A 26,877-nucleotide genomic window follows, 5' to 3' on the forward strand; every position below is an offset into this window, starting at 1 on the left:
CTTTACAGAATGAGCTCTGTAACAACAAATGAACTTGCAGACTCAATAATCTCCGTTGGAAGTGTCCGAATGCGTTGAGCTAATTTTCGTGATGGAGGCAGGACGCCGACATAGCCTCAGTTGAGCCAGGGATGGCGAATCTGAGGCGGTAGCAAATTCGCTCATTTAGCATGAGGAACAACACTTCGTCGGAGCGGCAAGGGATATCGAAAAGGGAAATGCTGTTGTTTCCCTTTCGTCTGGTGTGGGCGAAGCGCCACGACCTTGATTTAGACTTTGATTTAGACGTTAACTTAGACTTTGATTTAGATTTTTATCCAAATATAGAAATCATTAGCTGACTAAAGTTGCTAACAAATCTTGGGGCTGTGATGAGTTAAGATCATTAGAACACTCAGACGAATCCAATTTTAGTCATTTTTGTTTGTCTCGTTTCTCACCGCTTTGAATTTTTATCACTGTCTATGAGCGGAATATTTTTCACTTAAGCCTGCCAATATTTTGATTTTACGTGGTTATCTTTTCACTTGCCCATATTGATGGTTTTTAAAACTGTATTTTTTAAATTAGCGACTTGAAGGCTGTCATTTTTCAACTAAATTTGAAATTGAAAGCCTTGATTGAATTTTGAGCGATAGTGTTTTAAGTAGTGGGATTGATACGGTTAAGTTATAAATCACAATACCGACTTCAAAATATCAAAAAGTTCATAAAACATTTATTGATTTTTGGATCTGTTTTTGATTAATTAGCCTCAATAATCATGCGCTATCAGTGTGGTTTGTTTATTAAACGGTGTGCTTATAAATAGTGCATTATCAAAGGTATGTGTTGATTTAAGGGTGTTGGCATATATGTATAACACAGCAAAAAAACAAGTTTGGTTTGGTGAGCTTCGCACATCGAGAGGCACTTCTATTGTTGTCCATGACAATCAGTTGCCAGATGCATCTCCGGGGCGGATCTATTTATTCAATGTCAACCGAAACACCATCGGTGAATACGTTGAAGATATCGTTAAAGTTAACTTGCATGAGCTTGAAACTGAACAGTTACAAACGGTCAAAGCCGAGCATAATGCAGCTTGGATAGCTGCACGTTCTGAGTTTATGGTTAAGCACGAAGCGCACATTGAATTGTCTTCGGTTCCAGACTCTGCGCCTGCGACTAAATCCAAAGCGATACCAGCATTAGAAGAGCCTATGGATGAGGTATTAGATGACGATGATATGGAATTTGAAGATACTGGCTTTGAAGCGAGTATGAGTGACGATAGTGACGACTAATATCATCTAGCCCATTACTTTTACAATAAAGTACTTTTATCAAAAAGTACTTTGCTCGAATATTACTTTACTCAAAAAGTATTTTGCTCAAACAGTGCTTTACTCAAATAGCACTTTACTCAAGCAAACATGGTGTTGTTTTGCAGACATAATCAGATTAGACAAAAATGGCGCGAACTTTTACGTTCGCGCCATTTTTATTGCTGTGAGTTTCTGAACACTAAAAGGTCAAAGTTTAGATGACCTCGCCTTACAGAATACCAAATTCATAGCGGCTAGAGTGACGATAGGTGCCGCCAGCAGGTACCCAAGGTTCACCGGGCAAATCAGACTGGTTAGGTGAATCTGGCAGCATTTGGGGTTCTATGCACACTGCTTGGTGTGATTGATAAACTTCGCCATTAAAACCGATAGCGCCTTCAAGAAAGTTTGCACCATAGACTTGAACTCCAGGCTGATTGGTATAAATCGTCATTGTGCGGCCGCTTTCAGGGCTTGAAAGGCAACCAAATCGGACTAAATCATCTGCAGTCTTTTGCAGTACATAGCAATGATCAAAGCCATTAGTTGCCGCAAGTGCTGGACGCTGGGTTTGCTCGGAAAATACTGTGGCTTGGGATAAATCTAAATCACTGTTAGTCACTGAGCTCATTGCAATAGGCACGCCTACATCATTCATTGGTAAGTAATGCTGCGCATCCACTTGAATCTGATGTCGGGTATTGGTTTTGCTGCTCGCGCCTTCTAAATTAAAATAACTATGTTGGGTTAAACTGATAGGGCAGGCTTTATCGACCTTTGCTTGCATGTCGATAAGCAGGTTGTTGTTATCTAACCGATAATCTAGTTGCACCTGGCAATTTCCAGGAAACCCCATATCGCCATCAGGACTTGTGAGGGTTAATCTGACACCGTCTTCTAGCGGTTGCATCTGCCATTGTTTTAAATGAAAGCCATCGGCGCCGCCATGCAAACAGTTAGTTGCTTGGTTAACATCAAGTTGATATTCGTGGCCTTGATAGCTCATTTTACCGTTGGCAATACGGTTAGAGTAACGCCCTGCAATCGCGCCTAAATAGGCTTGCTGCGCTAAATAGTCAGCGACACTGTCACAGCCTAAAACGATATTTGTCATCTCGCCTTGTTTATCGGCGGTCCATAATTGGTGAATGATGCCACCAAGACTTAATATTTCAACAGCCACTTTGCCGTTATCTAATCGAATCCGTTCAATTTGACCACCGCGCGGATCTTGCCATGGTTCAAGGGCTGTTATTTGAATCATTAAAGTCTCTTCCTGATGAGATGAGTTAACTTGAAGATTGCGACGACGTAAACTTGGTCATCGCTTAATCAATTCTTCCTGCGCCATTACTGGCTGAACATAGGTAAATAATGGCTTCTATTGCTGTTTCTTTAAGGTACTTGTCTTCAATCGCATTAACGACGAGATCAGTTAACTCGTGGTCAATTAACGCGACCACACAACCGTCACTCATACGCACGCCGCCACGGTTACCGATGACTTGTTTGATGATGCTGACTAAAGTGTCAATTTCTGGTGTGGTAATGTCAAAATCAGTCTTCATCGACTCATGGGATTGCGCCATTAATTGACTAAACCTTGGCATGTCATTTTGGCCTAGTGCGCGCGCGGCACTAATGGTGCGCTGATTTTCACTTAACACGTGTCTTGCTCTGGCAAATAACTCTTCACCTAATGCGTCTTTTTCACGATTAAGCTGAACTAGACTGACTTCTCGTAAAGACTCAACAGCCAATAAGTCATTTATTTCAGCACACTGTTGTTTACGTTTATCAAAACGCTCAATCAGGCTTTGGCGATCAATGTTAGGATCAACGATCAATAAACTGAGGTTTTCAGGGATCGCGACAGGCTCACTATCGAGCTCCAAACAATCAATCAATAACGCATGATCGGCTTCAGCCAAGGCGCTAATGGTTTGATCCATGATCCCAGATTCAGTCTTGATAAAACGATGCTCGCCACGTTGGGCTATTTGAGCAATCGCTAAGGGAGACAAGTGAAGTTGACTGGCGTAGCTAATGGCGGTGCCGAATGCGACTTCTAAGGCCGCAGAAGATGACATGCCTGCGCCTAATGGCACATTGCCGACAATAGCAAGATCAAGCCCTTTTGCTTTCAGGCCTGATTGAAACATTGACGCGGTAAATCCTTTTAAATAATTGCCCCAGCTGCTTTGGTCTTGAGTTGACCCTTCTTCACCAAACTTCCACTGTTCTATTTGACCTGGAAAAGCATCAGTAACAGCTCTGAAGGTATTATCGCTACGTTCCTTAACCGCGATAACAGTGTGAAAATTGATTGCAGCGGGTAAAACGAATCCTTCGTTATAATCCGTGTGTTCGCCAATGATATTGACGCGACCTGGTGCTTGATACAGGTCATCAGCCGTAGTTCCAAATGTTTGTACAAACAACTTCATGGCTTTTTGAGCAGGATTAGACATACAGTTACAGTTCCAAAGAATGCCGAGTTACGTAATAGGCTACGCACTATGTTACTGACTAAGTTACGTACTAAGTGACTAATATCGTATTGACTTACTTAACCTTAAATTTAGTCGAAAGTGAGTTAATTGCGCTATAGATATGTGATTTATATCACGATTGGTCGGAGGTGTAACTAGGATTAACAATTTTGATTCTATTTGGGCATGAATGTGAGTTTTTTTTGAGTTAACTCATGTTGTTTCAGCCAAATCCAAACTCAAAAGGGGTATTATGATTGATAGATTATTCTGCTTACCGAACAATATTCGCGATTACTAATACCCGCTGACATATCCTCAATAAAAATATGCCAATGGGCGTCATTGCAATATCGCCCTGTTTCTAAGGCAGACCTAACAGCATTCATCTTTTTTAGTAATACGACGGCTTAGAGCTGATTGACTGATCCCTAACATTTGCGCCGCAGCGGTTTGATTATTGGCAGTGCGGCTCATGGCTTCATCAATTAAGGCTTGGCTCATATTTGCTAATGTGGGTAATACTTGTGGGAAAATGATGCTATTTCCAACATGCTCAGCAGTCGACTTATGCTCATTAATCGCTTCCATAAAGGGCGAAATGTTTAATTGTATGCCATCGCTGCGACTGACAGCATCAAACACCATGCCTTTAAGTTCATGTAAATTTCCAGGAAAGTCATAGCATTTTAGTTGGTTGGCTAAGTCATTTGGTTGCTGTGGCGGTGCTAAATTCATTTCTGCAGCGGCCAATGAAATGAAGTGATTGATTAACATGGCGATATCTAATTTACGCTGCCTTAATGGCGGTAAATGAATTTTATGCGCCCGTAAGCGATAAAGCAGGTCACGTCTGAATAAGCCTTCTTGATTACGTGCGAGTAAATCATGTTGAGTTGAGGCAATGATACGGCAACTCACAGGGTAAGGGCGATCGCTACCAATCGGATAGTATTGTTTCTGCTGCAAAACATCTAATAACTTTGCTTGGGATGCCAAAGGTAAGTCGCCAATTTCGTTTAAATACAATAAGCCTTTGCCCACTTGATGTAACGCGCCCGCTTGCGACTTTCCTGGCTCTTGGCTCAATTGACCAAACAATTGCAGTTCAAATGCGCTTTCACTGATCCCAGCTAGATTCACATTCACAAAAGGGGCTTCTGGACTATAAAGCTGGTGGCAACTTTTGGCGAATTCATCTTTGCCTGTACCACTTTCCCCGTAAATCAATATCGGTTCAGGGCTGAATGCCACCGCCTCCAAGTATCTAAACTGATCCAGTAAATTAGGTTCACATGTCAGAATATTATTGAAGGCACTAGGTTGGGCCAAAGTCTTACTTAAAAAGCTTTCTTTAATGCGGTGATAATTACGTTCAAGCCCAACCACTTCCAGTGCACGGCGCACGGTTAAGGCTAAATCAGCGACATCATCGGTTTTAATAAAGTAGTTATAAGCCCCATTTTTAATGCAGCGCACGGCGGTATCAACTTCATTTACCCCTGTGACAATAATCACCCGAGTATTGGGGTGTTCAAGACGGATTTGAGCCAGCAAGTCTTCACCAGAATGAAATGGCATGGTTAAATCTAATAATACCAGCGCGTAATCTGTGCCTTCTAAGCGATTCATCACTTGACGACTATCAACACAAGTATCAATAACCGCCTCTGGTACTAAACGATTTAAGGTGACTGCCAGAGTACGTAACCAAGGCGCTTCATCATCGACTAATAAAATATTACGGGCGAGTTTCACGGGTTTAGCTCCTTGCTATCGTTATTAGTGTGCTCTTGTCTGTTGGAGTCAGTCATGGGACTAGCGTCTAAACCTTCCTGAACCAGTAGGCTGAAGGTTAAGCTGAAGCAGCTACCTTCGTTAACGGTTGAAGTGACTTTCATGTGTCCATGATGTTCTTTTAATATGCGGCTACAAACGGAGAGGCCTAAGCCACTGCCACCATGTGAACGTCTGGTGGTGAAAAAAGGCTCTGTTATGCGCTTTAATGTCGCTTTATCCATGCCGCTACCGTTATCTTGCACACTGATGCCTGCAGCGGTGTCAGTTGAGAACGTTTTAATCAAAATCACCCCATCACCTGGTGGAGTCGCATGACAAGCATTTTGAATTAGGTTAATCATGACTTGATGAAGTTGCTGTGCGTCCCCGTTAATCTTGGGGCTAGGTTCTGCTAGCTCAATTCTGACCTGATAGCGCTTTAATTGATTCGCAGTTAATCGCTGCGCCACTTGTACCACTTCATTCAAACCAATGGCTTGATGATTTGAGGCAAGGTTGGGTAATGCGTAGCGTTTTAAGTCATTTACAATCCGCGAAATACGTTTGGCACTTTCTTCAACCACTTCGGTACTGTGACTTATTTCGGCAAATGCAGCTTGCGGATCAAGTCCTGCTACTAACCAAAAGGGGTTTTGTTGTTGATAATAATCCGCAGCAGGTTGTAGGTCTTTCATCGCTTCAGAAAACAAGGCGATTGAGTGAATGATGATACCGGTAGGGTTATTAATTTCGTGAGCGATACCTGCTGACAGTTCCCCGAGCGAGGCTAAGCGACTGGCTTCATCGTTCGCTTGGCGAAGGTGTTGCTGTTCGGTGTTTTCTTCAAGCAGTACTACGGCTTGTTCATCTGTGATGGGGTGAATTTGCATTTGCCAGTACTGGGCTAAATAGCCCATATCCGCGATGAAGGATTTCTTTGAAGTTATGACTGATTTGACACTGGTGGCTAAATCAAATGGAGTGCCGTCAACACAATGAAGTTTACTATGGCTGAGTAATTGATTGTTATCGTTACTCCATAGGCACTGCATTTGTTTATCAAAAATGGTCATGCCGTGAGGAATACCATTCAGCACAGCCTGAAACTGATGGGATAAGGACCTGATTTTTTGTTCAGCCATTTCCCGTTGTTGTAACTCAAGAGCTAAGGCTTCTGAGCGAAACTTTAAACTGCGGCTGACTGAAATGGTATACAGCATCCCTATAGCTGAGATGATGGATATCACGATAGAAAGAATAAGCATCTTTTTATGGGTTGAAGTGATATCGAACTTTTCACGTCCCATACCGAACCATTTATTAACTAACCTATCGTACTCGCCAGAAATTTTGAGTTGTCGTAAAGCATCATTGATCTCATGCAGTAATGCAGCGTCTTTGGGGTGACTAACAAAGGTGAATGCGCCGAAGATAAGCGCATCACTGGCACTTCGAACAGAAGGGTATTTGGGCTGCAGGCGACGTGCGACAAAGTTTTCAGCAAGTACCACATCCACTTCTTTAGTGATCAGTTTTTGAAAGCCCGTTTCGTATAAATCAACTTTTACTTGAGTAAAATCTTGCGGTTGATCCCTTAGAAAAACATCGACAAATGCACCTGTTTTTACCGCCACTCGTTTACCGGCTAAGTCAGACCAATTATCAATGTAATCTTCGCCTTGTAGCGTAAAAGCTTTGGCATGAGTGGCATAAATCGGATCTGATTGGCTTAACTCACGTCTTTTATTGATCGGGCTGACGACAGCCACCACATCAATCGGACTGTGAATATCATGCATATCAGTCATCAATTGTTGGAATGTCTTACGGCGCACCATAATGGGTCGATCTAGCAAATGGCCAATACTGTTCATTAACTCAACATGAAAACCCTGGTCAACACCGTTATCTCGCCACTCTAAAGGAGCTGTAGTGGAGTGCACCCCAAACACAATAGTTTCCTTTGCTAACGAAGGAAAGCTGATGACTAGCAATAAACAGAGTAGGTATTTCATTAAACGTTTTTCAATGAGTTGTATTGATTTCTTAATTGCACTTTAGCAAATCATAATCTTCATAACTGTGGCATTGGGCGTAAATTTGATAGAAAAAGTGGCGCTAAATATTACCAATAATGAGCAATTTGAAATATGGCTTTAATCAAAGGGAAGTGTGGGTTTGATCACTATCAACTATGCAAAAATGCATAGTGCTGAATTGGCTTATGCGCTTTTGCATAGTGAGAAAAGCCAGATGTGATCAGTTGTTCAGTTTGGAAACGAGTCTGCCAAGTTTGATTGAGCAAGCGTTAAAACAGGATAAAAATGGTAATAAATCAGGTTCAGTAGCCAATGTGATGCTTAATACAGCATGGCATGAAAGTGACGAATTAGCGTCATGGCTATTTTTAAGGAGTTACCATGAAATTAACACGATGCGCAGCTTTGTTAGCTGTTTTACTCGGTTCAGCAGGCCTTGCTGGCGGCGTGATGGCTGCAGACAATCTTGCTGACATGCATTCAGAAAATCAAGACTGTGAAAGCTGCCATTTACCCAGTGGCGAGCTATCTAATGACAGCCTGACTTATGAAAATGAGCAATGTGTGTCGTGTCATGGCACATTAGAAGAAGTCGCTGAAAATAATACTCGTGAAAACTACAATGCCCATGAATCTCACTTCCCTGGCGATGTAGCCTGTACTTCTTGTCACAGTGGCCATGAAAAATCAGTCGTCTACTGTGATTCTTGTCATAGCTTCGACTTCGATATGCCATTTGGCAGTAAGTGGGAACGTTATGAGCCTACCATTGCTGAACTAGCAAAAGACTCTGCTGACCGTAAAGCGGCATTGGCTAGTGCGCCTAGTGATACTGTTGATGTTATCGTTGTTGGTTCAGGTGGTGCTGGTTTCTCAGCCGCTGTTGCAGCGACAGACAAAGGTGCAAAAGTCATTTTAGTTGAAAAAGAGCCTGTGATTGGTGGTAACGCAAAACTTGCAGCCGGCGGCATGAATGCAGCTTGGACTGATCAACAAAAAGCCAAAGACATTAAAGATAGCGTTGAGTCTATGTACAAAGACACCATGAAAGGTGGCCGCGACTTAAACGATCCTAAATTAGTTGATGTATTAACATCGCACTCAAAAGGTTCAGTTGATTGGATGACTGAAATGGGCGCTGATTTAAATGATGTTGGCCGTATGGGCGGCGCATCTGCTAACCGTTCACATCGCCCAACTGGTGGTGCAGGTGTCGGGGCTCACGTGATTCAAGTGCTTTACGATAATGCGTTAGAGCGTAACGTAGATATGCGCATGAACACCCGTGGTGTTGAAATCTTAAAAGATGATTCTGGTAAAGTGGAAGGTTTACTGGTTAAAGGTAAATACACAGGCTACTACTGGGTAAAAGCAGATGCCGTTGTCATGGCTACAGGTGGTTTTGGCCGCAACAATGAACGTGTATCTCAGTACGACCCTAAATTGAAAGGCTTTATTTCAACTAACCAACCTGGCGCAACAGGCGACGGACTTGACGTTGCGGGTAACGCTGGTGCAGGCATGACCGACGTTAAATACATTCAAGCACATCCAACTTTATCGGTTAAAGGTGGTGTGATGGTGACTGAAGCGGTACGTGGTAACGGTGCGATTTTGGTGAACAAAGAAGGCAAACGCTTCGTTAATGAAATCACCACTCGTGATAAAGCAGCGGCAGCGATTCTTAACCAAACAGGTAAAGTGGCTTATTTAATCTTTGATGACTCAGTGCGTAAATCACTGAAGAAAATCGACAAATACATCCAACTTGGCGTGGTTCCTTCAGCTGACTCTCCTGAAAATCTAGGCAAGTTAGAAGGTATTGACGGTAAAGCACTTACTGCATCAATTGCGCAGTACAACAAACTAGTTGCAGCAGGTAAAGACACTGATTTTGAGCGTCCTAACTTACCGCGCGCACTGAATGAAGGTAACTATTACGCAATCGAAGTGACTCCTGGCGTTCATCATACAATGGGTGGTGTATCGATTGATGATAAAGCTGAAATCCTCTCTGAAGATAAGAAAGTGATTCCTGGTTTATACGGTGCTGGTGAAGTGACTGGTGGTGTTCATGGTGCTAACCGCTTAGGTGGCAACGCAATCTCTGACATCATTACCTTTGGCCGCTTAGCGGGTGAGCAAGCTGCGGCATACTCTAAAAAGTAAGTTTTAAAATGTAAGTCTTCATCAATAAGTTTAGCGATAACATTATTCCCCTTAATGTTATCAATGCAAAGTGAGCCAATTGGCTCACTTTTTTTTATGCTTTTTATAGGTGAGTGTTAAAGCGCATTTTTCCACTGTGGGTAAGTAACTTTCTCACGGTTAAGCTGACTGAGGTGGCCACCGAAATGGTTAAGGTGGCAAAAATAGCGACTAAAATTACGATTTGATACTTCACAGCAATAATTGGGTCGACACCACCTAAGATTTGTCCCGTCATCATGCCAGGTAAGCTGACTAAACCTGTGGTTGCCATGGACGCTAGAATAGGCGCAAAAGATTGCTGTAATGCAGTTTGCACAAATGGTGCGGCAGCTTGTTTAGGGCTAGCACCTAACGCCAGAGCGCCGTGATATTGAGGCTGTTTTTCTTCAAATGCAGCAAACAAACGTTGCAGCGCAATAATATTGCCGCTCAGGCTATTGCCTAACAACATACCTGCAGTGGGTATCAGGTATTGGGCGCTATAAATCGGTGTCGGCTGAAATAGCCACAACATCATCACTAGTAAAATAGGCATGAGTCCAAGTAGCAGCCCAGTGCAGATAGGCACCATTAACGGCCGTTTAGGTAATTTAGCTTTACTGATAATCGCACTAGCACCAACCAGTAGCATCACCAATAGCCAAGCGAGATTTACCCAGACATTATCGAGGTGAAAAAGATATTGCAGATACAGGCCAATTAAAGCCATTTGCAGCGTCATTCTCACCACGGCGATGGAGATCTCTTTACCGAGATGCAGTTGGTATGAGCGATTAATGGCAAAGGGGACAATTAATACCAACATAAACAGCCCAAGGGCAAGCCAGCTAATATCCATAATCTATCCTTGGGTGTAAATGGCTGAAAGGTTAGTTAAACAAGTCGGCATATGTTATTCAAGCTAGGTTATTCAAGCTAGGTTATTCAAGCTAGTGATTCAAACATAAAAAAGCGCCTTATAACAACATAAGACGCAGTTTTGATTTGGCTACATTGCCGCTAAAATAATCAGTCGGCAGCCATTACTCAATCAAGCTAAGGTTTGCTCAGATTAGGCGTTATTTCATTTTTAGCACTGGCTTTATCTGCACTCGTTTCTGCGCCATTGGCTATTTGTTCACCTTCAGTTTTAGGCTCAAGTAATTCGTGGATGACGTTATCGACAAAACCTGCACCTGCTGCCTCATACAAGTTATAAACGCTGTTTACGCCTTGCTCTTTCAGTGATTCAGCATCTTCAGAGTACTGGACAATGGCACTAATTTTTCCTTGGTATTCGAGCTTTTTCAGTTGCTCAACGGCAAACATATTACCCACGTGATGCGGCATAGCCAGTAGGACTAATTCAAGCTTAGGGGCACGTTCAAGTTTTTCCCAAAAATCGGTATCGCTGGCATCGCCTTGTACAACATTACGGCCTTCGTTGCGATGAAAATCCACTAACTCTTGTTTGTGTTCAATCCCTAAAATTTCGCCGCTGTACTTACTGCGCAATTCATCATAAGCACCTGAACCAATTCGCCCCATACCTAAGATCAAAAAGCGAGGATTACCCACTGGGATTTGTCTATCCTCTGGGTGAAGTGGATGTTTTTCAATGGTAGTGAGTGTGTCATGGAAACGCTGATACAAGCGGTTTACGCTCGCATTTAATGGCGCAGCAATTAAGAAACTAATACTCAATGCCACCGCTAAAATAATTAACCATTCTGCTGGTAGCCAGCCTTTTTGCGCCGCAACCGCCGCAACAATCAGGCCAAACTCACTGTAATTACCTAAGTTAAACGAGGCAAACAGCGAGGTACGAGCACGCAACTTAAAGCGGGTAAGGATGAAGAAAAACAGCAATACTTTAAACGGAATAAGTAACACTAATAACCCTGCAAGTCCCACATCTTCGATAGTGGGTAGACCATTTAAGCCAATGGTTAAAAAGAAGGCGACTAAGAATAGTTCTTTAAAGTAGTAAATGGACTTAGCAAGCTCAGATGATTTTGCGTGACCTGCGAGTAAAATGCCCATGATCAGAGCGCCCAAATCAGGTTTTAAACCAACGGCTTCAAATACCCATGCACCCATGATAAGTGCCATAGATAAACCAAATAAGATCAGCATTTCACCGTGGCCCACTCGGTCAAACACTTTATAAATCACCGGTTTCAATAACGGTAGTAGCAGTAAACCTAAGGCATATACTGATGGGAATTCGCCTTTAGAAATCGTTAAGAACAATACCGCGAAGATATCTTGCATAATCAAGATACCAATGGCGATACGGCCATATAGTGCCTGGCCATCTCCGTTTTCATCGAGCACTTTAACGGCAAACACGGTACTTGAGAAACTTAAGGCAAAACTTAGCAGCAATAGTTGGTCTATCTCTAGATCAACCAGTCTATCTAGACCGACTAAACCCAAGAGTTTTAATATGGGCAAAAAGAACAAAATCGAACCGATTAAGTGCAGACTGGAACTGGCCCAAATCTCAGATTTAAGCAAGCTTTTTACATCGAGTTTTAAGCCAATAGCGAATAGCAGCAGCATAACGCCTAAGTCAGCTAGTTCTTGCAGTAATGGCACACTTTCATCTTGGACACCAAAAATAAACAGTATGAAGCCTGCTGCTAAATAACCAATAAGCGGAGGTAATCCGACTCGGCTAACGAGCATGCCGCAAAGCAGGGTAATGATGAAAATTGCTGGTTCCATAATGCCTTATTTCTAGTTGTTGAAAATGGGTTGTAGTTAAGTAGATTGTATAACAATAAAATTAACTTGATATTAAAATTTAAACCTATATCAACAAAAAGGCCAATTTAAAAATAAATTGGCCTTTTTTCATAACGTTAAAAATTTATAAATTATTTTACAAGTAATAAATCCAAGTGTTCAGCAAAAGGTTTAGGGTTCATAAAACCCGTTACTCGTAAATCTTCACGTTGATTGCCATTTTCATCGAACATTAAGAGTGTTGGTAGTCCTAACACACTGAAGTGCTCGAGCAATTCAACATCAACTGCATCACTTTTGGTCACATCTGCTTGCAGTAAAACCATTTGATCTAAACGCTCCATCACTTCAGGGGCGACGAAGGTAATGTTCTCAAACTCTTTACAGGCCACACACCAGTCAGCATATAAATCAAGCATAACGGTTTTACCGCTAATACTGGCTTTATCCAGTTCAACTTCTAAGTCATCTACCGATTTAATCAGTTTAAATTCGGCATGTTTAACAGGTTCACTTTGATTGATTTCATTACTGAGAGACGGCGCTTGTAACCCCATGGCAGACATCACCGCTTGGAAACCGTATGAGAAACTTGCCAATAATGTCAGCGTAAGCAAAATGCCACGAGTGGTTTGCTTCCAGTTAAACTCAGACAGCTTGTTTTGGTGGATAAGGTAGCCAGTTAAGCCAACGCCCCATAGCGACCAAAGTACATCAGAGACAACCCCAGGCCAGATACGACCTACCATTACGATAGACACTGAAATCAGTAAGAAACCAAAGATGGTTTTAATGATATCCATCCAAGCGCCTGCACGTGGTAATAATTTACCGCCAGAGGTGCCAATAATAAGTAACGGCACACCCATACCCATGCTTAATACGTAGAGTGCTAAGAACCCTTGCAGTAAGTCACCGCTTTGCGCCACATAAATCAATGCACCAGACAATGGCGCTGTAGTACAAGGTGAAGCGACTAAGCCTGAAATCACGCCCATAAAGAATACGCCAATCAGGTTGCCACCTTTTTGGTTATTCGACAGGTTGTTCATTTTATCTTGCCATTTGCCCGGCAGGCGTAACTCGTACATGCCAAACATAGACAAACTGAGCAGCACAAACATCACTGCTAAGAAAATCAAAATAGCAGGGTGCTGCAGCGCAGCCTGGAACTTCATCCCAGCAGAAGCGACCACTAAGCCTAATAGCGAATAGGTAATCGCCATACCTTGAACATAAGCCATCGATAAGGTGAAGGCTTTTGCGGTAGATAATTGCTTACCTTGGCCGACAATAATCCCTGATAAAATCGGGTACATTGGGAATACACAAGGGGTTAGGGCTAAACCAATGCCTAAACCAAAGAAAATCACTAAGGTCCACATCAGACTGTCGTTAGCCAACATTTGGCTTAAGCTATCTTGCTGCGTGATTGGTGCTTGTGATTCTGGGTTGGCTGGGGCATTTTGCGCTGCTTGTTTTGCGGCGTAGTCATCGCCAATGATGGCTTTTTTCTTGGCAAGTTTGCCATCGTTGGCCGCAACGGCTTCTAGATTTACATCACGTTTGGTAGGTGGATAACACAGCTTACCCTCGGCGCAGCCCATAAAGGTGACTTGCACCTTTGAGCCAGCAGCAGCCTCTTTAAGTGCCAATGGCAGCTCGACATAAGAGTAGTAAACGGCTTGTTCGCCAAAATATTCGTCATCGTGCATTTTACCTTTTGGCAATTCGATATCGCCAATGACTGCGCCATCTGCGCTAAAGGTCAACTTGTCACGATACATGTAATAGCCTTCGGCTATGACAAAGTTAACTGCGACTCGATTACCGTCTTGCTTGTAATCAAATACGAAAGCCTCTTCAACGGGCATTAATTCAGGTTCGTCTTGTAAAAAGCTGAATTTGTTGCTGTTACTAAAAATGTCTTCACTGTGTGCTAATGGTGATAGCAGCAGTAAGCTGGTCAATATAAGCGCAAATATTTTATTCATGATTGAGAGGTTTCTTTTATCCAATGTAAATAATTTGGCAAGCCATGGGTAATAGGCGTAGCGATTAACTCTGGTACTTCATAGGGATGCAAATCGATCACTATTTTTTGTATCGCATCATAATTATCTGCCATGCATTTTATGTGCATAGCCACTTCACTACTATGACAAACCTCACTTTCCCAGACATAGACCGATTCGACCTGAGGATACAATTGCACACAAGCAGCGACCTTAGCGTTGACTAACGCTGTTGCGAGCTTTTTTGCACTGGCGATATCTGGACAAGTTGTTATAACTAATAAATAGTTTGCTGACATAGGGAGCTTATCATCTTTGGTTTATCTTAAAGTTAGCTTAAGCTTAATAACCTAAAATAGGTGCCTGCTAGAGCTTATGAATTTGTTTTTATTCATAACAATAGCGCACTACTTTACGTTTTTTTGTCATTGAGTTCACTAGAGGCCGATAATCTTTCGAGATGAATTATGTAAGCGTTAGTTGCTAATTTAATACTGATAGCATTGATGACATCGTCATAAGCAAACAGTAGTAACCATTATCTCGAAAAATCTTGACCGCAAAAGGTCTAAATACCTTTGTGAATAACAATAATTTTGATGCGTCTTGAATTAAGACCTGATTACCCCCATATATTGTTCATACCCAATGAAATAATTGAGGCCAGCATGCTGTTAGTTTTGTTTTTAGTTTTTATTCTTGTTCCTGCTATTGAGTTATCAGTGTTGATCTCAGTAGGAGATGTGTTTGGCCCATTGAATACTGTGGCACTCGTGTTTTTAACCGCAATAGTCGGTGTGTCATTGGTGCGTAGCCAAGGCTTAAGCACCTTAATGTCAGTGCAATCTAAACTGGAACGCGGTGAAGCGCCAGGTAAGGAAATTGTCGAAGGCATGATGTTGGCTGCAGCAGGTTTATTGTTGTTGTTTCCAGGTTTTGTCACTGACTTGATTGGTTTATTACTATTAACCCCATTTACTCGTTCACCCATTGCGAGCTACATCTTTAAACGTATGCAAATGCGCGTGGTTGCTGGTGGCGGTTTTCAAGGGCAAGCGGGTCAGAACCCATTTGGTCAGCAAGGTTTTGGCCAAAACCCATTTGATCAAGGACGCAATGACGGAAATACCTTCGATGGTGACTTTGAGCGCAAACAAGAGCCAACTTCACGTTCGCATCAGCTAGAGGCTGATTTTGTTCAAAAAAATGATTCACAAGCCCCTAAAAGTCAACAAGATGATGTTATTGACGGCGAGATAGAACCTCAACCTGATAAAAACAACGATTCAGATAAAAGCGAGAAGGTGTAAAGCTTGTTATTAGTAAAAAGCCTTAACTCAAACACTGAGTTAAGGCTTTTTAGATTGAACCCGTTATCGCTTAGGGGAATACATCAGAAATGGCCAATCATCAGTGTTTTTTCATTAGCCACTGAGCAGGTTTGGTGATTACTTCTGGCTCTGGCACTTAACACATCACAACCTTCTTTAACGTCAGCAATATTCTCGTTAATATCTTTTAGCATATTGCTTTGTTGCTCAACCGAGGCGGCAATATTAGTCGCCATATCATTAATTGAATCCACTTCACAGATGACCTTCGAGAGTATTTGACTGGATTTATCGACCTCAGTTAAGTTGGTCATACTCATGTTTTTACAGTCACTAACTTCGGTAAAAGCATCTTGTGTGAGTACTTGCAGCTCACTGATGATTTGGGTTATTTGCTCGGTTGACTCTTGAGTACGTGCAGCAAGGGATCTAACTTCATCAGCTACGACTGAAAATCCCCGACCTGAATCACCTGCACGAGCCGCTTCAATGGCGGCATTTAAGGCCAGTAAGTTTGTTTGTCCTGCAATGCTCTGAATTTCATCAATAAAGTTGTTAATGTTTTGAGTCTTACCCATTAAGACTTCAATATGTTCCGCTGACTTCACTAACCGGTCTGCAGTGGCTCCAAATTTAGTATGCATGCCTTCTAATTGATTTTTACCCTGTTCTGCATAAGTTGCTATTTGAGCTGCAGTACTCGCTGTATGAGTGGTGCTTTTAACAATTTCATCGACAGAGTACTCAAGTTCATTTGAAGCCGTAGCCACTGACTCACATTTTTGCGCCTGTAATTGCAATTGCTCGCCACTTAATAATGCGCGAGACTCTAGTTCTTGTGTGACCTCACGTAGTTCGCTCATCGAAATATTAATCTTTTGAGCAAAAGCGATAAAATCATTTATCGCATCAATGATTTCGCCAAACTCATCTTCGGCTTTTTTAGGCACCCGCATAGTAAAATTACGTTCATTGATAATGCCATTGATACTTTTTACCGCTTCTCTAATTGGTTTACGGATATTGCGGCTTAATTTAATCACTGCCATGGTAAGTACAACTGAAATGATTAAGAAGACAACCAAGGATAACCAAAAGGCAAGTCGCTGCTGACTAGTGATATAAGTATTAATGCTCGTTGTTGCTTGTTGTAATTGTTGTTCTGCATTGTGGGTGGCTGAGCGCATTGCTCCTCGAAGCCCTAACTTGGGAGTAAGGCCTATTTGATTATTAAGAGTGACATAATCAGCAAACGCTTTTTGGTATCCATTAAGGTAAAGCATTGCTTCTGGTGAATTACTGAGTGTTAATGCGAGACTTTGTATTTCGCTATCTAAGCGAGTGAGGTACTTTTCTTGATGCCGTAACATGTAGTCTTTTTCGTGACGACGTATGGTGAGCATAGCAATTAAATCTTCACTTTTATTATGTTGATGTAGCCAAGCTTCAAGTTTGTGAGTTGCCGCCCGCAGTTCACCGTAACGGCCTGACTTTTCATCCAAACCTTTTTGCGCCGTGGTATTCACCAGTTGGGTAAAGTGTTGCTTATAGAGGCTAAAATTCTCTACTAAGTTGGGCTTATTCAAAATGGCACTATCCACATCTAATGAGTCGATATTACTGATTAAACTTTGGTAGTTCTGATTAAATTTTTCTAGGTATTTGTTATCTTTTCGCAGCAGAAAGTCTTTTTCATTTCGACGTAGTTGGAGCGCGACAATATTGGCTTGTTGGATGGTTGATTTCATTTCAGCCAAATTATCTTGTCTTGCTGAAAAGAAATGCGAAAACAGAAATAACAGCAATAGGCCTGTGATAACAGCACTAATTAAAACAATGAGCTTACTACGCAAGGTAATATTTGAATCAAACATTCATGTTTCTCCTTCCTTAGAGGGACGCAATATATGCCATCCTTAGCATTTTCTAATCTATTTGAGCCTAGTTTATAATTGACCAAAATCAATTTGTTTATAAATGACTTGGGTTTAAATGATTAGAAAGTCAGGAAAAACACCGTTATGAAAAAGTTCATTTGCGCTTATTTACCAGTATCGAATTGATAGGACAGATTGGTGACGGAATGTTTTTTAGATGAACCCATTTGTCACTAGTATTGTTCGGGATGGGATTGAATGGGATTGTATGAGATGAGATAGGATTGTATGGAATGGATGATAAGAAAGAGGGGGGCTGGCATATCTATATGACTAAAGCATGTTTTTAACCGTTAGCGTCATCGATTTTTTTGCCCATGATATAGGCACTAATACTGCCCCCAATCCAACAGATTAATAGCACCAATACTGCGATATCCAGTGAAGCAGGTAAGTTAGTGGTAACACTTTGGTGCACCGCGTCATAAATGCTATAAAAATCGAGGGGAATATTGCCGGCAACAATATCATCGGCAATGGTTTGAGCGCGCTGCATTACCACGGTCATGATGGCACATAGGCTCACAAAACATGCCGCAATAATGCTCCAGCCAATGGCTTTTTTACCTAAATATAAGTGCCCAACTCCAGGGCAAACAAATGCATTTAATAGGGTGGCATTGACAGACTTACTCATGGGGCTTTCCTTGGCATTTAGTTTATTTAATACAGCCGACTGTTATTTATTACTGCTAGTCGCATTTTACTCAATACAACATTAAATCCTTAACGCTGCAAGAGCTGATGAATTAAGCTTAATTCATCAGCCTTAGTAAACCATGCTTCTTATACAAGCTATAAGGTTGAATCAGCAGAACTATTCAATTCGTCATTGTTGTAGTGAAGATGAGCAGAATCGGGTTCAGTGAGTTTACTCGCCATAATGTAACAGGCAATCCCCATGATGGTATTAGTTACAGGCAATGCAATTAGCAAGCCTTTTACTCCACCGAGATATAAACCAACCGCGGCTAAAGGCAGCATTAATGCAAATAAGCGGACGAGGTTAATCACTAATGATTTCATTGGGCGATGGTAGGCATTTAAGCAAGTGGCAAAAATAATCACTATAGCTAATGGCCCATAGGCTGCGGGTAATACATGAATATAAAAGCTTAAAGAATCGATAACGGCAGGGTCACTGCTGAACCACTGGGCAATGGTGTTACCGCTGAAGTAAATCGGGATATACAACAAGGTTTGAAACACTAAAGCAAAGCGCAGTGCTAGCATCATGCCGTCTTTGGCGCGCTTATGTTGGCCAGCCCCTAAGTTTTGCCCCACAAACGGCATTAACGATGACGTCATGGCCATTATCACCACTAAAAATAACGTTTCTAAACGAATTCCTGCGCCAAAAGCGGCAACTGCTGCTTGGTCTGCTCTAGCAAGCATGGCTAATATGACCCCATTAGCGATTGGGTTCATCATATTCATTAATGCGGCAGGGCGAGCAATATGACCGAGCTTTTTCCAATTTGCAGTAATACGAACTCTGCAAAGTGTCATTAGCTCAAGAATGCGTTTTTTATAAATGAGGATGTAGCCCGAAACGGTAAAAGCGACCAGCCACGACACTAAAGTCGCAATCGCAGCCCCTTGGATCTCAAGGCGGGGAAATGGCCCTATACCAAAAATTAATAATGGATCGAGGATTAAGTTAATAATTGCGGCCACCGCCATAATAATCGCTGGCGAGCGAGTATCACCCGTGGCGCGGATCCCTTGATTGCCCACCATTAACAACACTAACAGCGGCGCACTGCAAAACCATATCAACATATAGTCGTGGATCAGCGGCAAGCTTTTTTCATTTGCCCCCATCAAGGTAAACAGTGGGTCAATAGCCATAATGCCAACAGAGACCAATATACTGATCAAGATGAAGGTCAGCAGCATAGCGTCAAATAAGAAGCTTTTAGCTTTGGTTGTATTGCCAGCTCCAATTAATCGAGAAAGATTAGTCGATGTGGCAGCGCCAATACCAATGGCGATACTGGCAAACACAATGGCGACAGGGAAAGTGAAACTGACAGCAGCAAGCGCATCAGTACCTAACTGACTAATGAAGAATGTATCTATAAGGCTGCCACCATAAATGGTGAGGATACCGATAAGGTTGGGGAGGCTCATATTGAAAAGCACACGACCTATTGGTGCGCTGAGCAACCCATGTTTATCATTCATCAATTTGGACTTAAACACGAAAACGGGAGACAAATTCTATCAGTATTCATTATCGTTTAATAAATACTAGCGACAAATTTTACAAAAAAATCGCAGTTTTTTTATAAATACCCTTGGAACTGTGATCATCAACCCCCATATATCAAACATCAAAGGGTAAATGCCCTTATCATTTGTTTAAAACCGCCTCGTTTGTGGGCAGCAATCATTAGGAGAGTCCGTAGATGAATATTCGTCCATTACATGACCGCGTAATCGTAAAACGTTTAGAGGTTGAGTCAACTTCAGCTGGTGGCATCGTATTAACTGGTAGTGCTGCAGAAGTATCAACACGTGGTGAAATCCTAGCTGTAGGCAATGGTCGCATCTTAGAAAACGGCGAAGTGAAAGCGCTTGACGTTAAAGTAGGCGACGTAGTGATTTTCAACGAAGGCTACGGCGTGAAGAAAGAAAAGATTGATGGTGAAGAAGTACTTATCTTATCTGAATCAGACTTAATGGCAGTTGTAGGTTAATCCGCGCCATTAAATCGCTTTCAATCAACAAATTTTAAGGAACATGAAAATGTCAGCAAAAGAAGTATTATTTGGCAGTGACGGCCGCGTTAAAATGCTAAACGGCGTCAACATTCTTGCTAACGCAGTAAAAGTAACTTTAGGCCCTAAAGGTCGTAACGTTGTTTTAGACAAAAGCTTTGGCTCACCGCTAATCACTAAAGATGGTGTTTCGGTAGCGAAAGAAATCGAACTAGAAGACAAGTTCGAAAACATGGGCGCACAAATGGTGAAAGAAGTTGCTTCTAAAGCCAATGACGCTGCTGGTGACGGTACAACTACTGCAACAGTATTAGCACAATCAATCGTGACTGAAGGTCTAAAAGCGGTTGCTGCTGGTATGAACCCAATGGATCTTAAGCGCGGCATCGACAAAGCAGTCATTGCTGCTGTTGCTGAACTTAAAGCGCTTTCTCAAGAGTGTTCAGATTCTAAAGCCATTGCACAGGTTGGTACTATTTCTGCTAACTCTGACGAATCAATCGGCGAAATCATTGCAACAGCAATGGAAAAAGTTGGCAAAGAAGGCGTTATTACCGTTGAAGAAGGCCAAGCGCTTGAAAACGAATTAGACGTTGTTGAAGGTATGCAGTTTGACCGTGGTTACCTATCACCATACTTCATCAACAAGCCAGAAACTGGCAGCGTTGAGTTAGATGCACCATTTATCTTATTAGTTGATAAGAAAATCTCTAACATCCGTGAATTATTACCAATCCTAGAAGCGTTAGCTAAAACAGGTAAGCCATTGCTTATCGTTGCAGAAGACGTTGAAGGCGAAGCATTAGCAACATTAGTTGTCAACAACATGCGCGGTATCGTTAAAGTGGCAGCTGTTAAAGCGCCAGGCTTTGGTGACCGTCGTAAAGCAATGCTACAAGACATCGCGATTCTTACTGGCGGTACTGTTATCGCTGAAGAAATCGGTCTAGAGATTGAAAAAGCAGCCCTAGAAGATTTAGGTACAGCTAAGCGTGTTGTTATCACTAAAGACAGCACCACCATCATCGATGGTAACGGCGAGCAAGAGCAAATCTCTGGTCGCGTTTCACAAATCAAGATTCAAGTTGAAGAATCAACTTCAGACTACGACAAAGAAAAACTTCAAGAGCGTATGGCTAAGTTAGCTGGCGGTGTTGCAGTAATCAAAGTTGGCGCAGCAACTGAAGTTGAAATGAAAGAGAAAAAAGCTCGCGTAGAAGATGCATTACATGCAACTCGCGCAGCAGTAGAAGAAGGCGTTGTTCCTGGAGGTGGGGTTGCACTAGTACGTGTTGCTTCTAAAATCTCTGAAGTTGAAGTGATCAACGAAGACCAAAAACACGGTGTGATTATCGCACTACGTTCAATGGAAGCGCCTCTACGTCAAATCGCAACTAACGCAGGTGAAGAAGCCTCAGTTGTGGCTAACACAGTTAAAAATGGCACAGGTAACTTCGGTTACAACGCAGGTAACGACACTTACGGTGACATGCTAGAAATGGGTATTCTTGACCCAACTAAAGTAACTCGTAGTGCACTACAGTTTGCCGCATCAATTGCAGGTCTAATGATCACAACTGAAGCAATGGTAGCTGAAATTCCACAAGAAGCTGCAGCGCCAGATATGGGCGGAATGGGTGGAATGGGCGGTATGGGCGGCATGGGCATGTAATCTAACTGGTTAAAATTGGCTATTACTGCGTTGCTACTCGCTCACATACACAAAACGTATGCTTCGCTTGCAGCGCCTTGTACTAGTCAATTTTTCCTGCGTTAGATGCTCTGTTGTTTATAGTTTATAGCTTATAGCTAACAGCTAGCTTTTTAAAAAGCATAATATAAAACCCGATACTGGTGACAGTGTCGGGTTTTTATTAGGTTGTGATTATTACTCTTTTTAGTTTAGTACGTGTCGAGCTATAACGTGGTTTTTAAACAGGTACCCTATTGCGTCGACGGATATAATATAGGCGTTTACTTTTTTGGATATATACAGAAACGGCTAGTGTGATCAGCGTGTAGAAGCTTAAACTACCGCCGCTTGAACTAGCTGGAACAGGCTCTGGTTGAGGGTCAGGATTTGGTTCTGAGATAGACTCTATTCCATCATTGTGAACTACAATTGTAAAAGGACTTATGTTTACAGAGTTAACCCCATCGCTCACATTTGCATTGACAGAGTAGTTAGCGTTAGTTGGTGGTATGGTGCCTCTTAGTACACCTCTATCGTCTATATTGAGCCATTCATGGGTGCTCTCTAAAGTAAAGGTTAGATTGTCTAAATCTTCATCCACTACTTTTAGCAAAACTGCAATTTCATCACCAGGCTCAAAGTAGAGGTTATCTTGAATCGCTACAATTGGAGGCCTATTATCAAACTGTGTATCGCATAGGTTATCAACAATACAATAGGGGTCTATCTCAACATTTGCGCTTTTGTATCCTTTATAACTTCCCCGGACAACAAATTTGTTTTGGATAAGTGTGTACATTCGCACGTCATTGTAACCAGCTTTCACTCCAGTTTCGTAAATAGAGCCTGTATTTCGGTCAAGAATATATAATGCCAAGCGATTGCTGCTTTTACCATCCGGCTTTTTTAATAATCCAAATCTATTATCTTTGGAGCTGATAAACAATTGTTTATACTCTTCAGGAAAGCTACTGGATATCTTTGTGAGATTAGACTCTTTTACTTCGTATATTTCATCGTTGATCTCAATGATTGTGTAACCGTTGAAGTCGATAGGGAGCGTTCTAAACATTCCTATTTGAGTCTCTGGATATATATAATGCTGATTTTTTTCTAGATCATATTTATGTAGTTCGCCAGATACTATCTTGTAAATTGTATCAGAGTTGCTACTGTAGGCTGAAGTATTACTAGTAAAAAATATGTTTAGTTTGTGCTTTTCTGTTTCACTAAATATATCTTCATTTTGGTCATTATTACAATTTAGTAATATCACATCTTCGTTGGAAGGTTTTATTAGGATTGTATCACTCTTATCTGACATGCCCGGATTCAATATTCTGCCTTTATGAGCTGTTAGATACTCCCCTTCTTTATTGAATTTTAAAATGTCGAAGTCCTGTATTTCATCATTGTAGCTATTATAATAAATGAAATTACCGCAAGATGTGTGTCGTATATCATTGCTGTCTTTTTTATATGATATTTCACTTGGTTCTTCGTTTTCTATGTTAAATGTAATGCTTTCCTTATTATTTAGATAATACGCTTCGTCGTAATGTATTACAGTTTTTCCTGAATGTGTATTATCTGTATAAGCTGATAGGTCGAACTCTTTTGCAGAGTTTTTAGATATTTTAAGCAAATTATCATGAGTCTCATGAGTTAATAATAATGAGTCATCAGTGCTAAATATTTTGCTATAATAATTCTCTGACTGGATTGCTATTTTATTATAACTATTGCCTAAATTTATCGTGGTTATGTAAGTGGTTTTTTTATTATCACCACTTACGTTGCCTAATGAAACAAACTGGTCTTCAATGAAGTTCCAGTTAGAGTCTTCATTATTGATAGTTTGGCTGTTAGCCTTTGATATATATATGGGCTTCCAATAAACCCTCTCTTCTCTTAGTGACTCTTTATATAGCCCTAAAGATGGGAAAGGGCCATATGCGTAATAATTGTTATTAAAATAAAAGTGTTTTATATTTGTGCTAGGTGTTAATGGGTCATCTATTGATACAAGAGATTCTGGGTCAAAGCTTGTTTTAGGATCAGTACGTCTGAGTCGATTGTTAAGTATTTTCTTTAAAAATGGTTTAAAGCTGAGTTTTGATACTTCTGTACAGTTTTCATTGCAATTATGAAGTTTAGAGTGAAATAAAGTATTGCTGGTTGATGATGTAATATTTCTTATTAATCTTTCTTTGTTGTCGTCAAATAATTGGAGTGTTGTTTTTTTTGCAATCTCATATTTAGCGTAATCGTATTTTGGTGGCGAAAATGTGGATAATCTATAATCGTTTAGCAATATGATTTCTTGTTCGTTGGCAGATATTATTTCGGTAGAATAAAAACTTTCCATGAAGTGGGTTGTTATCTTTTTTGATTCTTTATTGTATGTGTAAAAGCATTGTGCGCTTGTATCTGATATGCCAAAGAACGCTATTACTTTTTCGTCATCTTTTATACCTGGAAAGTGGTTTATTTTTACATCGTTGTTATTACATTTGGGAATGCTGCTCTCTGAGAAATATTCAATAATACCAAGTTCTTTGTCAAATTTTAGTAGCTTTCGGTCAGAATCTTTAGTTATGAAAAAATTGTCTAATTGTATTTCTGATTTGAATCTGTGAACAATTTCTTTTTTATTGTAAACGACATGATTAAAACCGTCATCATATGAATGATCATGCGCAATAGCTGATTTGTTTTCGCTAACCATAATATAAGGTGTATGTGAGTTTTCATGCTCAGTTGTGCTGAGTAGCTTTCCTGTTTTGATATCTACTTCATATAACAGATCAAACTCTTTAAATACGATTGAACTGTCGCTAGCGGCCCAGAAATTGTTGTAGCTTCCAATATGATTTGGAAATTCTGGGGTCAACTGATGTGTGCCACCTTCCGTTCCATCTGTAACTATGTATGCATCTGGTATCTTTATAATAGCAACCTTATCATTTAAGACGATATGGTTTATCGGTATATTCAACCTCGAATTGCTTGGTACATGGAAATTTGTGTTTATTGATAATTTTTCTAGCTTTTCGTTATTTAGCACGTAAAGCCTAAGAAGTTGATTTTCGTCCGTCATTAGCAATAGTATTTTTGATTCTAGTTCTATTGCTTTGAATAAGTTGGAGTTTGTCGTGGTGACCTTTGCTTCTTCGAAACCACCGTAGAAGCTTTTTAGCTTTGTACCTGGTGTAAAAACCGGATAAGGGTCATGAATTCTAACTCCTGGTAACGAAGCTGCGCTTGTTAATGCTGTGAACATTAGGCTAAATGCCATGATGAGCATTCTAAAATACATAATCTTCCTTGTTATGTGGTTATGTTGCTAAGTTGTTAAGTGGGTACGGTATCACTCATTTTAATTTTTTTCTATTGAAATTAATGAGTTTCATTTGCGAAAGGCCATGCGCCCCATCTACATCTAGGCCAAATAATTGATAAAAAAATAGAGGAAATTTATCACCGAACTCTTGAAAAATGACAACTAGGGTCGAGTAAAAACTTTTAGCCACCCATTTTAACCTGTGCTAAGAATGCAAAATTCATCGCTGCTCTAAAGCTTAAAAGCTTAAAGCATAGAAAATTACACATCCCCGATACCTAACGGTATTGAGGCTTTTTAGTGGCTTTAAAACCGTGAGAGTTATATCAAGGTTTATGGCATACTGGTTTGCATGCTATGGATCATTCTAATTATTGTCATTGCGGGCTGCGTATTCTTGCCTGGTTTGTGGGTTAAGCACATTATGAGCAAGTTTCAACAGCCCGCTGATCGCTACCGTCAGCAAGGTAGCGGTGGTGAATTTGCTCGCCATATTCTAGATCGTTTTGGCCTAAATGACGTTAAGGTTGAAGAGACGCCTGATGGCGATCATTATGATCCTGGGGCTAAGACTGTTCGCCTTTCGCCGGATAACTATTCCGGTCATTCCCTGACTGCTGTGACTGTCGCTGCCCACGAGGTTGGGCATGCGCTGCAGGATTCTCGCGGCGAGTCTTTGTTTTTGATGCGACAGAAGCTCGCTAGAACAGCGATGGTCGGTGAACGTATTGCCGGCATAATGATGTTCGCGGCGCCAGTGGTCTTAATGCTCACCCGTATACCGCAGGCTGGCGCCTTGACCATATTAATCGGCGTGCTTTCTATGGGGTTAAGCACTGTTGTGCATCTGGTGACCTTGCCGGTGGAGTTCGACGCCAGTTATGGCAAGGCGCTGCCCATACTCAAAGAGGGTAACTACCTGCACGACGGTGACCTAAAACATGCGGAGAAGATTCTCAAGGCAGCGGCGCTAACCTACGTGGCTGGCTCGCTGGCCAGCTTACTCAATCTTGGCCGCTGGATAGCGGTGCTGCGTCGCTAATAGCTACTATCAGTGAGTAGCGTGTGCGGCTATTGAAACAAGTCGAGTAAACAAGGCCAGAGTAAACTTTAAGGTGTTATTAAACTTTGGATGGCGTGAACTAATTTCACTTCTTAGCTTGTCTAAATCGGTGATAATGGCGTTGCTGCACCACCCGTATAGTCAGCTAAACGTCGTGGTAAATCTCTTTGTTCTAATCTGACTAATCCTGCGTTAGATGCTTATGTTGGTCTTT

At 41.4% G+C, this 26,877-nt stretch carries 18 protein-coding genes; 6 read left to right on the forward strand and 12 right to left on the reverse strand.

Annotated elements, in window-relative coordinates; translation table 11 throughout:
* The first annotated feature begins 854 nt into the window (after positions 1-854).
* Positions 855-1,286 carry a hypothetical protein gene (locus L2737_RS13960; protein ID WP_248956100.1) on the forward strand — a complete coding sequence of 144 codons (432 nt, stop codon included), beginning with the start codon at positions 855-857 and terminating at the stop codon, positions 1,284-1,286.
* A 250-nt stretch (positions 1,287-1,536) separates the two neighbouring features.
* Here the strand turns inward: L2737_RS13960 and L2737_RS13965 are convergent, their stop codons facing one another.
* The 4 genes from L2737_RS13965 to L2737_RS13980 all read right to left on the reverse strand — a co-directional run bounded on the left by L2737_RS13965 (position 1,537) and on the right by L2737_RS13980 (position 7,530).
* Positions 1,537-2,571 (reverse strand): aldose epimerase family protein, encoded by a 1,035-nt coding sequence (locus tag L2737_RS13965; RefSeq protein WP_248956101.1) that lies wholly within the window; start codon positions 2,569-2,571, stop codon positions 1,537-1,539.
* Positions 2,572-2,635: 64 nt separating this feature from the next.
* Positions 2,636-3,778 carry a galactokinase gene (gene galK, locus L2737_RS13970; protein ID WP_102529469.1) on the reverse strand — a complete coding sequence of 381 codons (1,143 nt, stop codon included), beginning with the start codon at positions 3,776-3,778 and terminating at the stop codon, positions 2,636-2,638.
* Between the two features lie 396 nt (positions 3,779-4,174).
* The gene (locus tag L2737_RS13975) at positions 4,175-5,557 is read right to left on the reverse strand and encodes a sigma-54-dependent transcriptional regulator (RefSeq protein WP_248956102.1); all 1,383 of its coding nucleotides are present in this window, start codon (positions 5,555-5,557) and stop codon (positions 4,175-4,177) included.
* Positions 5,554-7,530, reverse strand: coding sequence for an ATP-binding protein (locus L2737_RS13980; RefSeq protein WP_346349197.1), 1,977 nt, complete (start codon positions 7,528-7,530; stop codon positions 5,554-5,556). Before L2737_RS13980 ends, L2737_RS13975 begins: the two co-directional genes overlap by 4 nt.
* Positions 7,531-7,998: 468 nt before the next feature.
* On the opposite strand from L2737_RS13980, the gene L2737_RS13985 reads away from it, so the two are divergent.
* Positions 7,999-9,786, forward strand: a complete 1,788-nt coding sequence (locus L2737_RS13985; RefSeq protein WP_229372499.1) for a flavocytochrome c — start codon at positions 7,999-8,001, stop codon at positions 9,784-9,786.
* A 103-nt stretch (positions 9,787-9,889) separates the two neighbouring features.
* Here the strand turns inward: L2737_RS13985 and L2737_RS13990 are convergent, their stop codons facing one another.
* From L2737_RS13990 to cutA, 4 genes are all read right to left on the reverse strand, one after another.
* Positions 9,890-10,666, reverse strand: a complete 777-nt coding sequence (locus L2737_RS13990; RefSeq protein ID WP_248956103.1) for an ABC transporter permease — start codon at positions 10,664-10,666, stop codon at positions 9,890-9,892.
* Positions 10,667-10,863: 197 nt separating this feature from the next.
* A complete protein-coding gene (locus tag L2737_RS13995; RefSeq protein WP_248956104.1) occupies positions 10,864-12,537 on the reverse strand; it encodes a cation:proton antiporter family protein in 1,674 nt (557 codons plus the stop codon).
* Positions 12,538-12,689: 152 nt separating this feature from the next.
* Complete coding sequence (locus tag L2737_RS14000) at positions 12,690-14,552, reverse strand: protein-disulfide reductase DsbD (protein WP_248956105.1); 1,863 nt, start codon at positions 14,550-14,552, stop codon at positions 12,690-12,692.
* Positions 14,549-14,872, reverse strand: coding sequence for a divalent-cation tolerance protein CutA (gene cutA / locus L2737_RS14005; protein ID WP_102527720.1), 324 nt, complete (start codon positions 14,870-14,872; stop codon positions 14,549-14,551). The genes L2737_RS14000 and cutA overlap by 4 nt, the downstream gene beginning before the upstream one ends.
* A gap of 369 nt (positions 14,873-15,241) precedes the next feature.
* Between cutA and L2737_RS14010 the strand changes: the two genes are divergently transcribed.
* Entirely contained in the window at positions 15,242-15,883 is a 642-nt protein-coding gene (locus L2737_RS14010) for an FxsA family protein (protein ID WP_248956106.1), read from the forward strand.
* A gap of 83 nt (positions 15,884-15,966) precedes the next feature.
* On the opposite strand, the gene L2737_RS14015 is transcribed toward L2737_RS14010, so the two are convergent.
* From L2737_RS14015 to L2737_RS14025, 3 genes are all read right to left on the reverse strand, one after another.
* On the reverse strand, positions 15,967-17,778 hold the full coding sequence (locus L2737_RS14015; RefSeq protein ID WP_248956107.1) for a methyl-accepting chemotaxis protein: 1,812 nt from the start codon (positions 17,776-17,778) through the stop codon (positions 15,967-15,969).
* 349 nt (positions 17,779-18,127) lie between these two features.
* Positions 18,128-18,478 carry a hypothetical protein gene (locus L2737_RS14020; RefSeq protein WP_248956108.1) on the reverse strand — a complete coding sequence of 117 codons (351 nt, stop codon included), beginning with the start codon at positions 18,476-18,478 and terminating at the stop codon, positions 18,128-18,130.
* A 158-nt stretch (positions 18,479-18,636) separates the two neighbouring features.
* Positions 18,637-20,028: an MATE family efflux transporter gene (locus L2737_RS14025; RefSeq protein WP_248956109.1), complete on the reverse strand. Its 1,392-nt coding sequence runs from the start codon at positions 20,026-20,028 to the stop codon at positions 18,637-18,639.
* 224 nt (positions 20,029-20,252) lie between these two features.
* Here L2737_RS14025 and L2737_RS14030 point away from each other — a divergent pair, with 224 nt between their 5' ends.
* Entirely contained in the window at positions 20,253-20,543 is a 291-nt protein-coding gene (locus L2737_RS14030; RefSeq protein ID WP_055022857.1) for a co-chaperone GroES, read from the forward strand.
* 49 nt (positions 20,544-20,592) lie between these two features.
* Entirely contained in the window at positions 20,593-22,236 is a 1,644-nt protein-coding gene (gene groL / locus L2737_RS14035; RefSeq protein ID WP_229372485.1) for a chaperonin GroEL, read from the forward strand.
* A 259-nt stretch (positions 22,237-22,495) separates the two neighbouring features.
* Here the strand turns inward: groL and L2737_RS14040 are convergent, their stop codons facing one another.
* Complete coding sequence (locus tag L2737_RS14040; protein ID WP_248956110.1) at positions 22,496-25,576, reverse strand: hypothetical protein; 3,081 nt, start codon at positions 25,574-25,576, stop codon at positions 22,496-22,498.
* Between the two features lie 376 nt (positions 25,577-25,952).
* On the opposite strand from L2737_RS14040, the gene L2737_RS14045 reads away from it, so the two are divergent.
* Positions 25,953-26,642 carry a zinc metallopeptidase gene (locus tag L2737_RS14045; RefSeq protein ID WP_248956111.1) on the forward strand — a complete coding sequence of 230 codons (690 nt, stop codon included), beginning with the start codon at positions 25,953-25,955 and terminating at the stop codon, positions 26,640-26,642.
* The last annotated feature ends 235 nt before the right edge of the window (positions 26,643-26,877 follow it).

Source organism: Shewanella electrodiphila (genome assembly GCF_023283985.1).
Taxonomy (GTDB): domain Bacteria; phylum Pseudomonadota; class Gammaproteobacteria; order Enterobacterales; family Shewanellaceae; genus Shewanella; species Shewanella electrodiphila.

What these genes read in the sequence shown, in the direction of transcription:
- L2737_RS14000 (WP_248956105.1), bottom strand. Translation starts at nt 14,552, where the DNA reads ATGAATAAAATATTTGCGCTTATATTGACCAGCTTACTGCTGCTATCA.
- L2737_RS13965 (WP_248956101.1), bottom strand. Translation starts at nt 2,571, where the DNA reads ATGATTCAAATAACAGCCCTTGAACCATGGCAAGATCCGCGCGGTGGT.
- L2737_RS14040 (WP_248956110.1), bottom strand. Translation starts at nt 25,576, where the DNA reads ATGTATTTTAGAATGCTCATCATGGCATTTAGCCTAATGTTCACAGCA.
- L2737_RS14025 (WP_248956109.1), bottom strand. Translation starts at nt 20,028, where the DNA reads ATGAATGATAAACATGGGTTGCTCAGCGCACCAATAGGTCGTGTGCTT.
- L2737_RS13990 (WP_248956103.1), bottom strand. Translation starts at nt 10,666, where the DNA reads ATGGATATTAGCTGGCTTGCCCTTGGGCTGTTTATGTTGGTATTAATT.
- L2737_RS13985 (WP_229372499.1), top strand. Translation starts at nt 7,999, where the DNA reads ATGAAATTAACACGATGCGCAGCTTTGTTAGCTGTTTTACTCGGTTCA.
- L2737_RS14045 (WP_248956111.1), top strand. Translation starts at nt 25,953, where the DNA reads ATGCTATGGATCATTCTAATTATTGTCATTGCGGGCTGCGTATTCTTG.
- L2737_RS14010 (WP_248956106.1), top strand. Translation starts at nt 15,242, where the DNA reads ATGCTGTTAGTTTTGTTTTTAGTTTTTATTCTTGTTCCTGCTATTGAG.
- L2737_RS13960 (WP_248956100.1), top strand. Translation starts at nt 855, where the DNA reads ATGTATAACACAGCAAAAAAACAAGTTTGGTTTGGTGAGCTTCGCACA.
- groL (WP_229372485.1), top strand. Translation starts at nt 20,593, where the DNA reads ATGTCAGCAAAAGAAGTATTATTTGGCAGTGACGGCCGCGTTAAAATG.
- L2737_RS13995 (WP_248956104.1), bottom strand. Translation starts at nt 12,537, where the DNA reads ATGGAACCAGCAATTTTCATCATTACCCTGCTTTGCGGCATGCTCGTT.
- L2737_RS14020 (WP_248956108.1), bottom strand. Translation starts at nt 18,478, where the DNA reads ATGAGTAAGTCTGTCAATGCCACCCTATTAAATGCATTTGTTTGCCCT.
- cutA (WP_102527720.1), bottom strand. Translation starts at nt 14,872, where the DNA reads ATGTCAGCAAACTATTTATTAGTTATAACAACTTGTCCAGATATCGCC.
- L2737_RS14015 (WP_248956107.1), bottom strand. Translation starts at nt 17,778, where the DNA reads ATGTTTGATTCAAATATTACCTTGCGTAGTAAGCTCATTGTTTTAATT.
- galK (WP_102529469.1), bottom strand. Translation starts at nt 3,778, where the DNA reads ATGTCTAATCCTGCTCAAAAAGCCATGAAGTTGTTTGTACAAACATTT.
- L2737_RS14030 (WP_055022857.1), top strand. Translation starts at nt 20,253, where the DNA reads ATGAATATTCGTCCATTACATGACCGCGTAATCGTAAAACGTTTAGAG.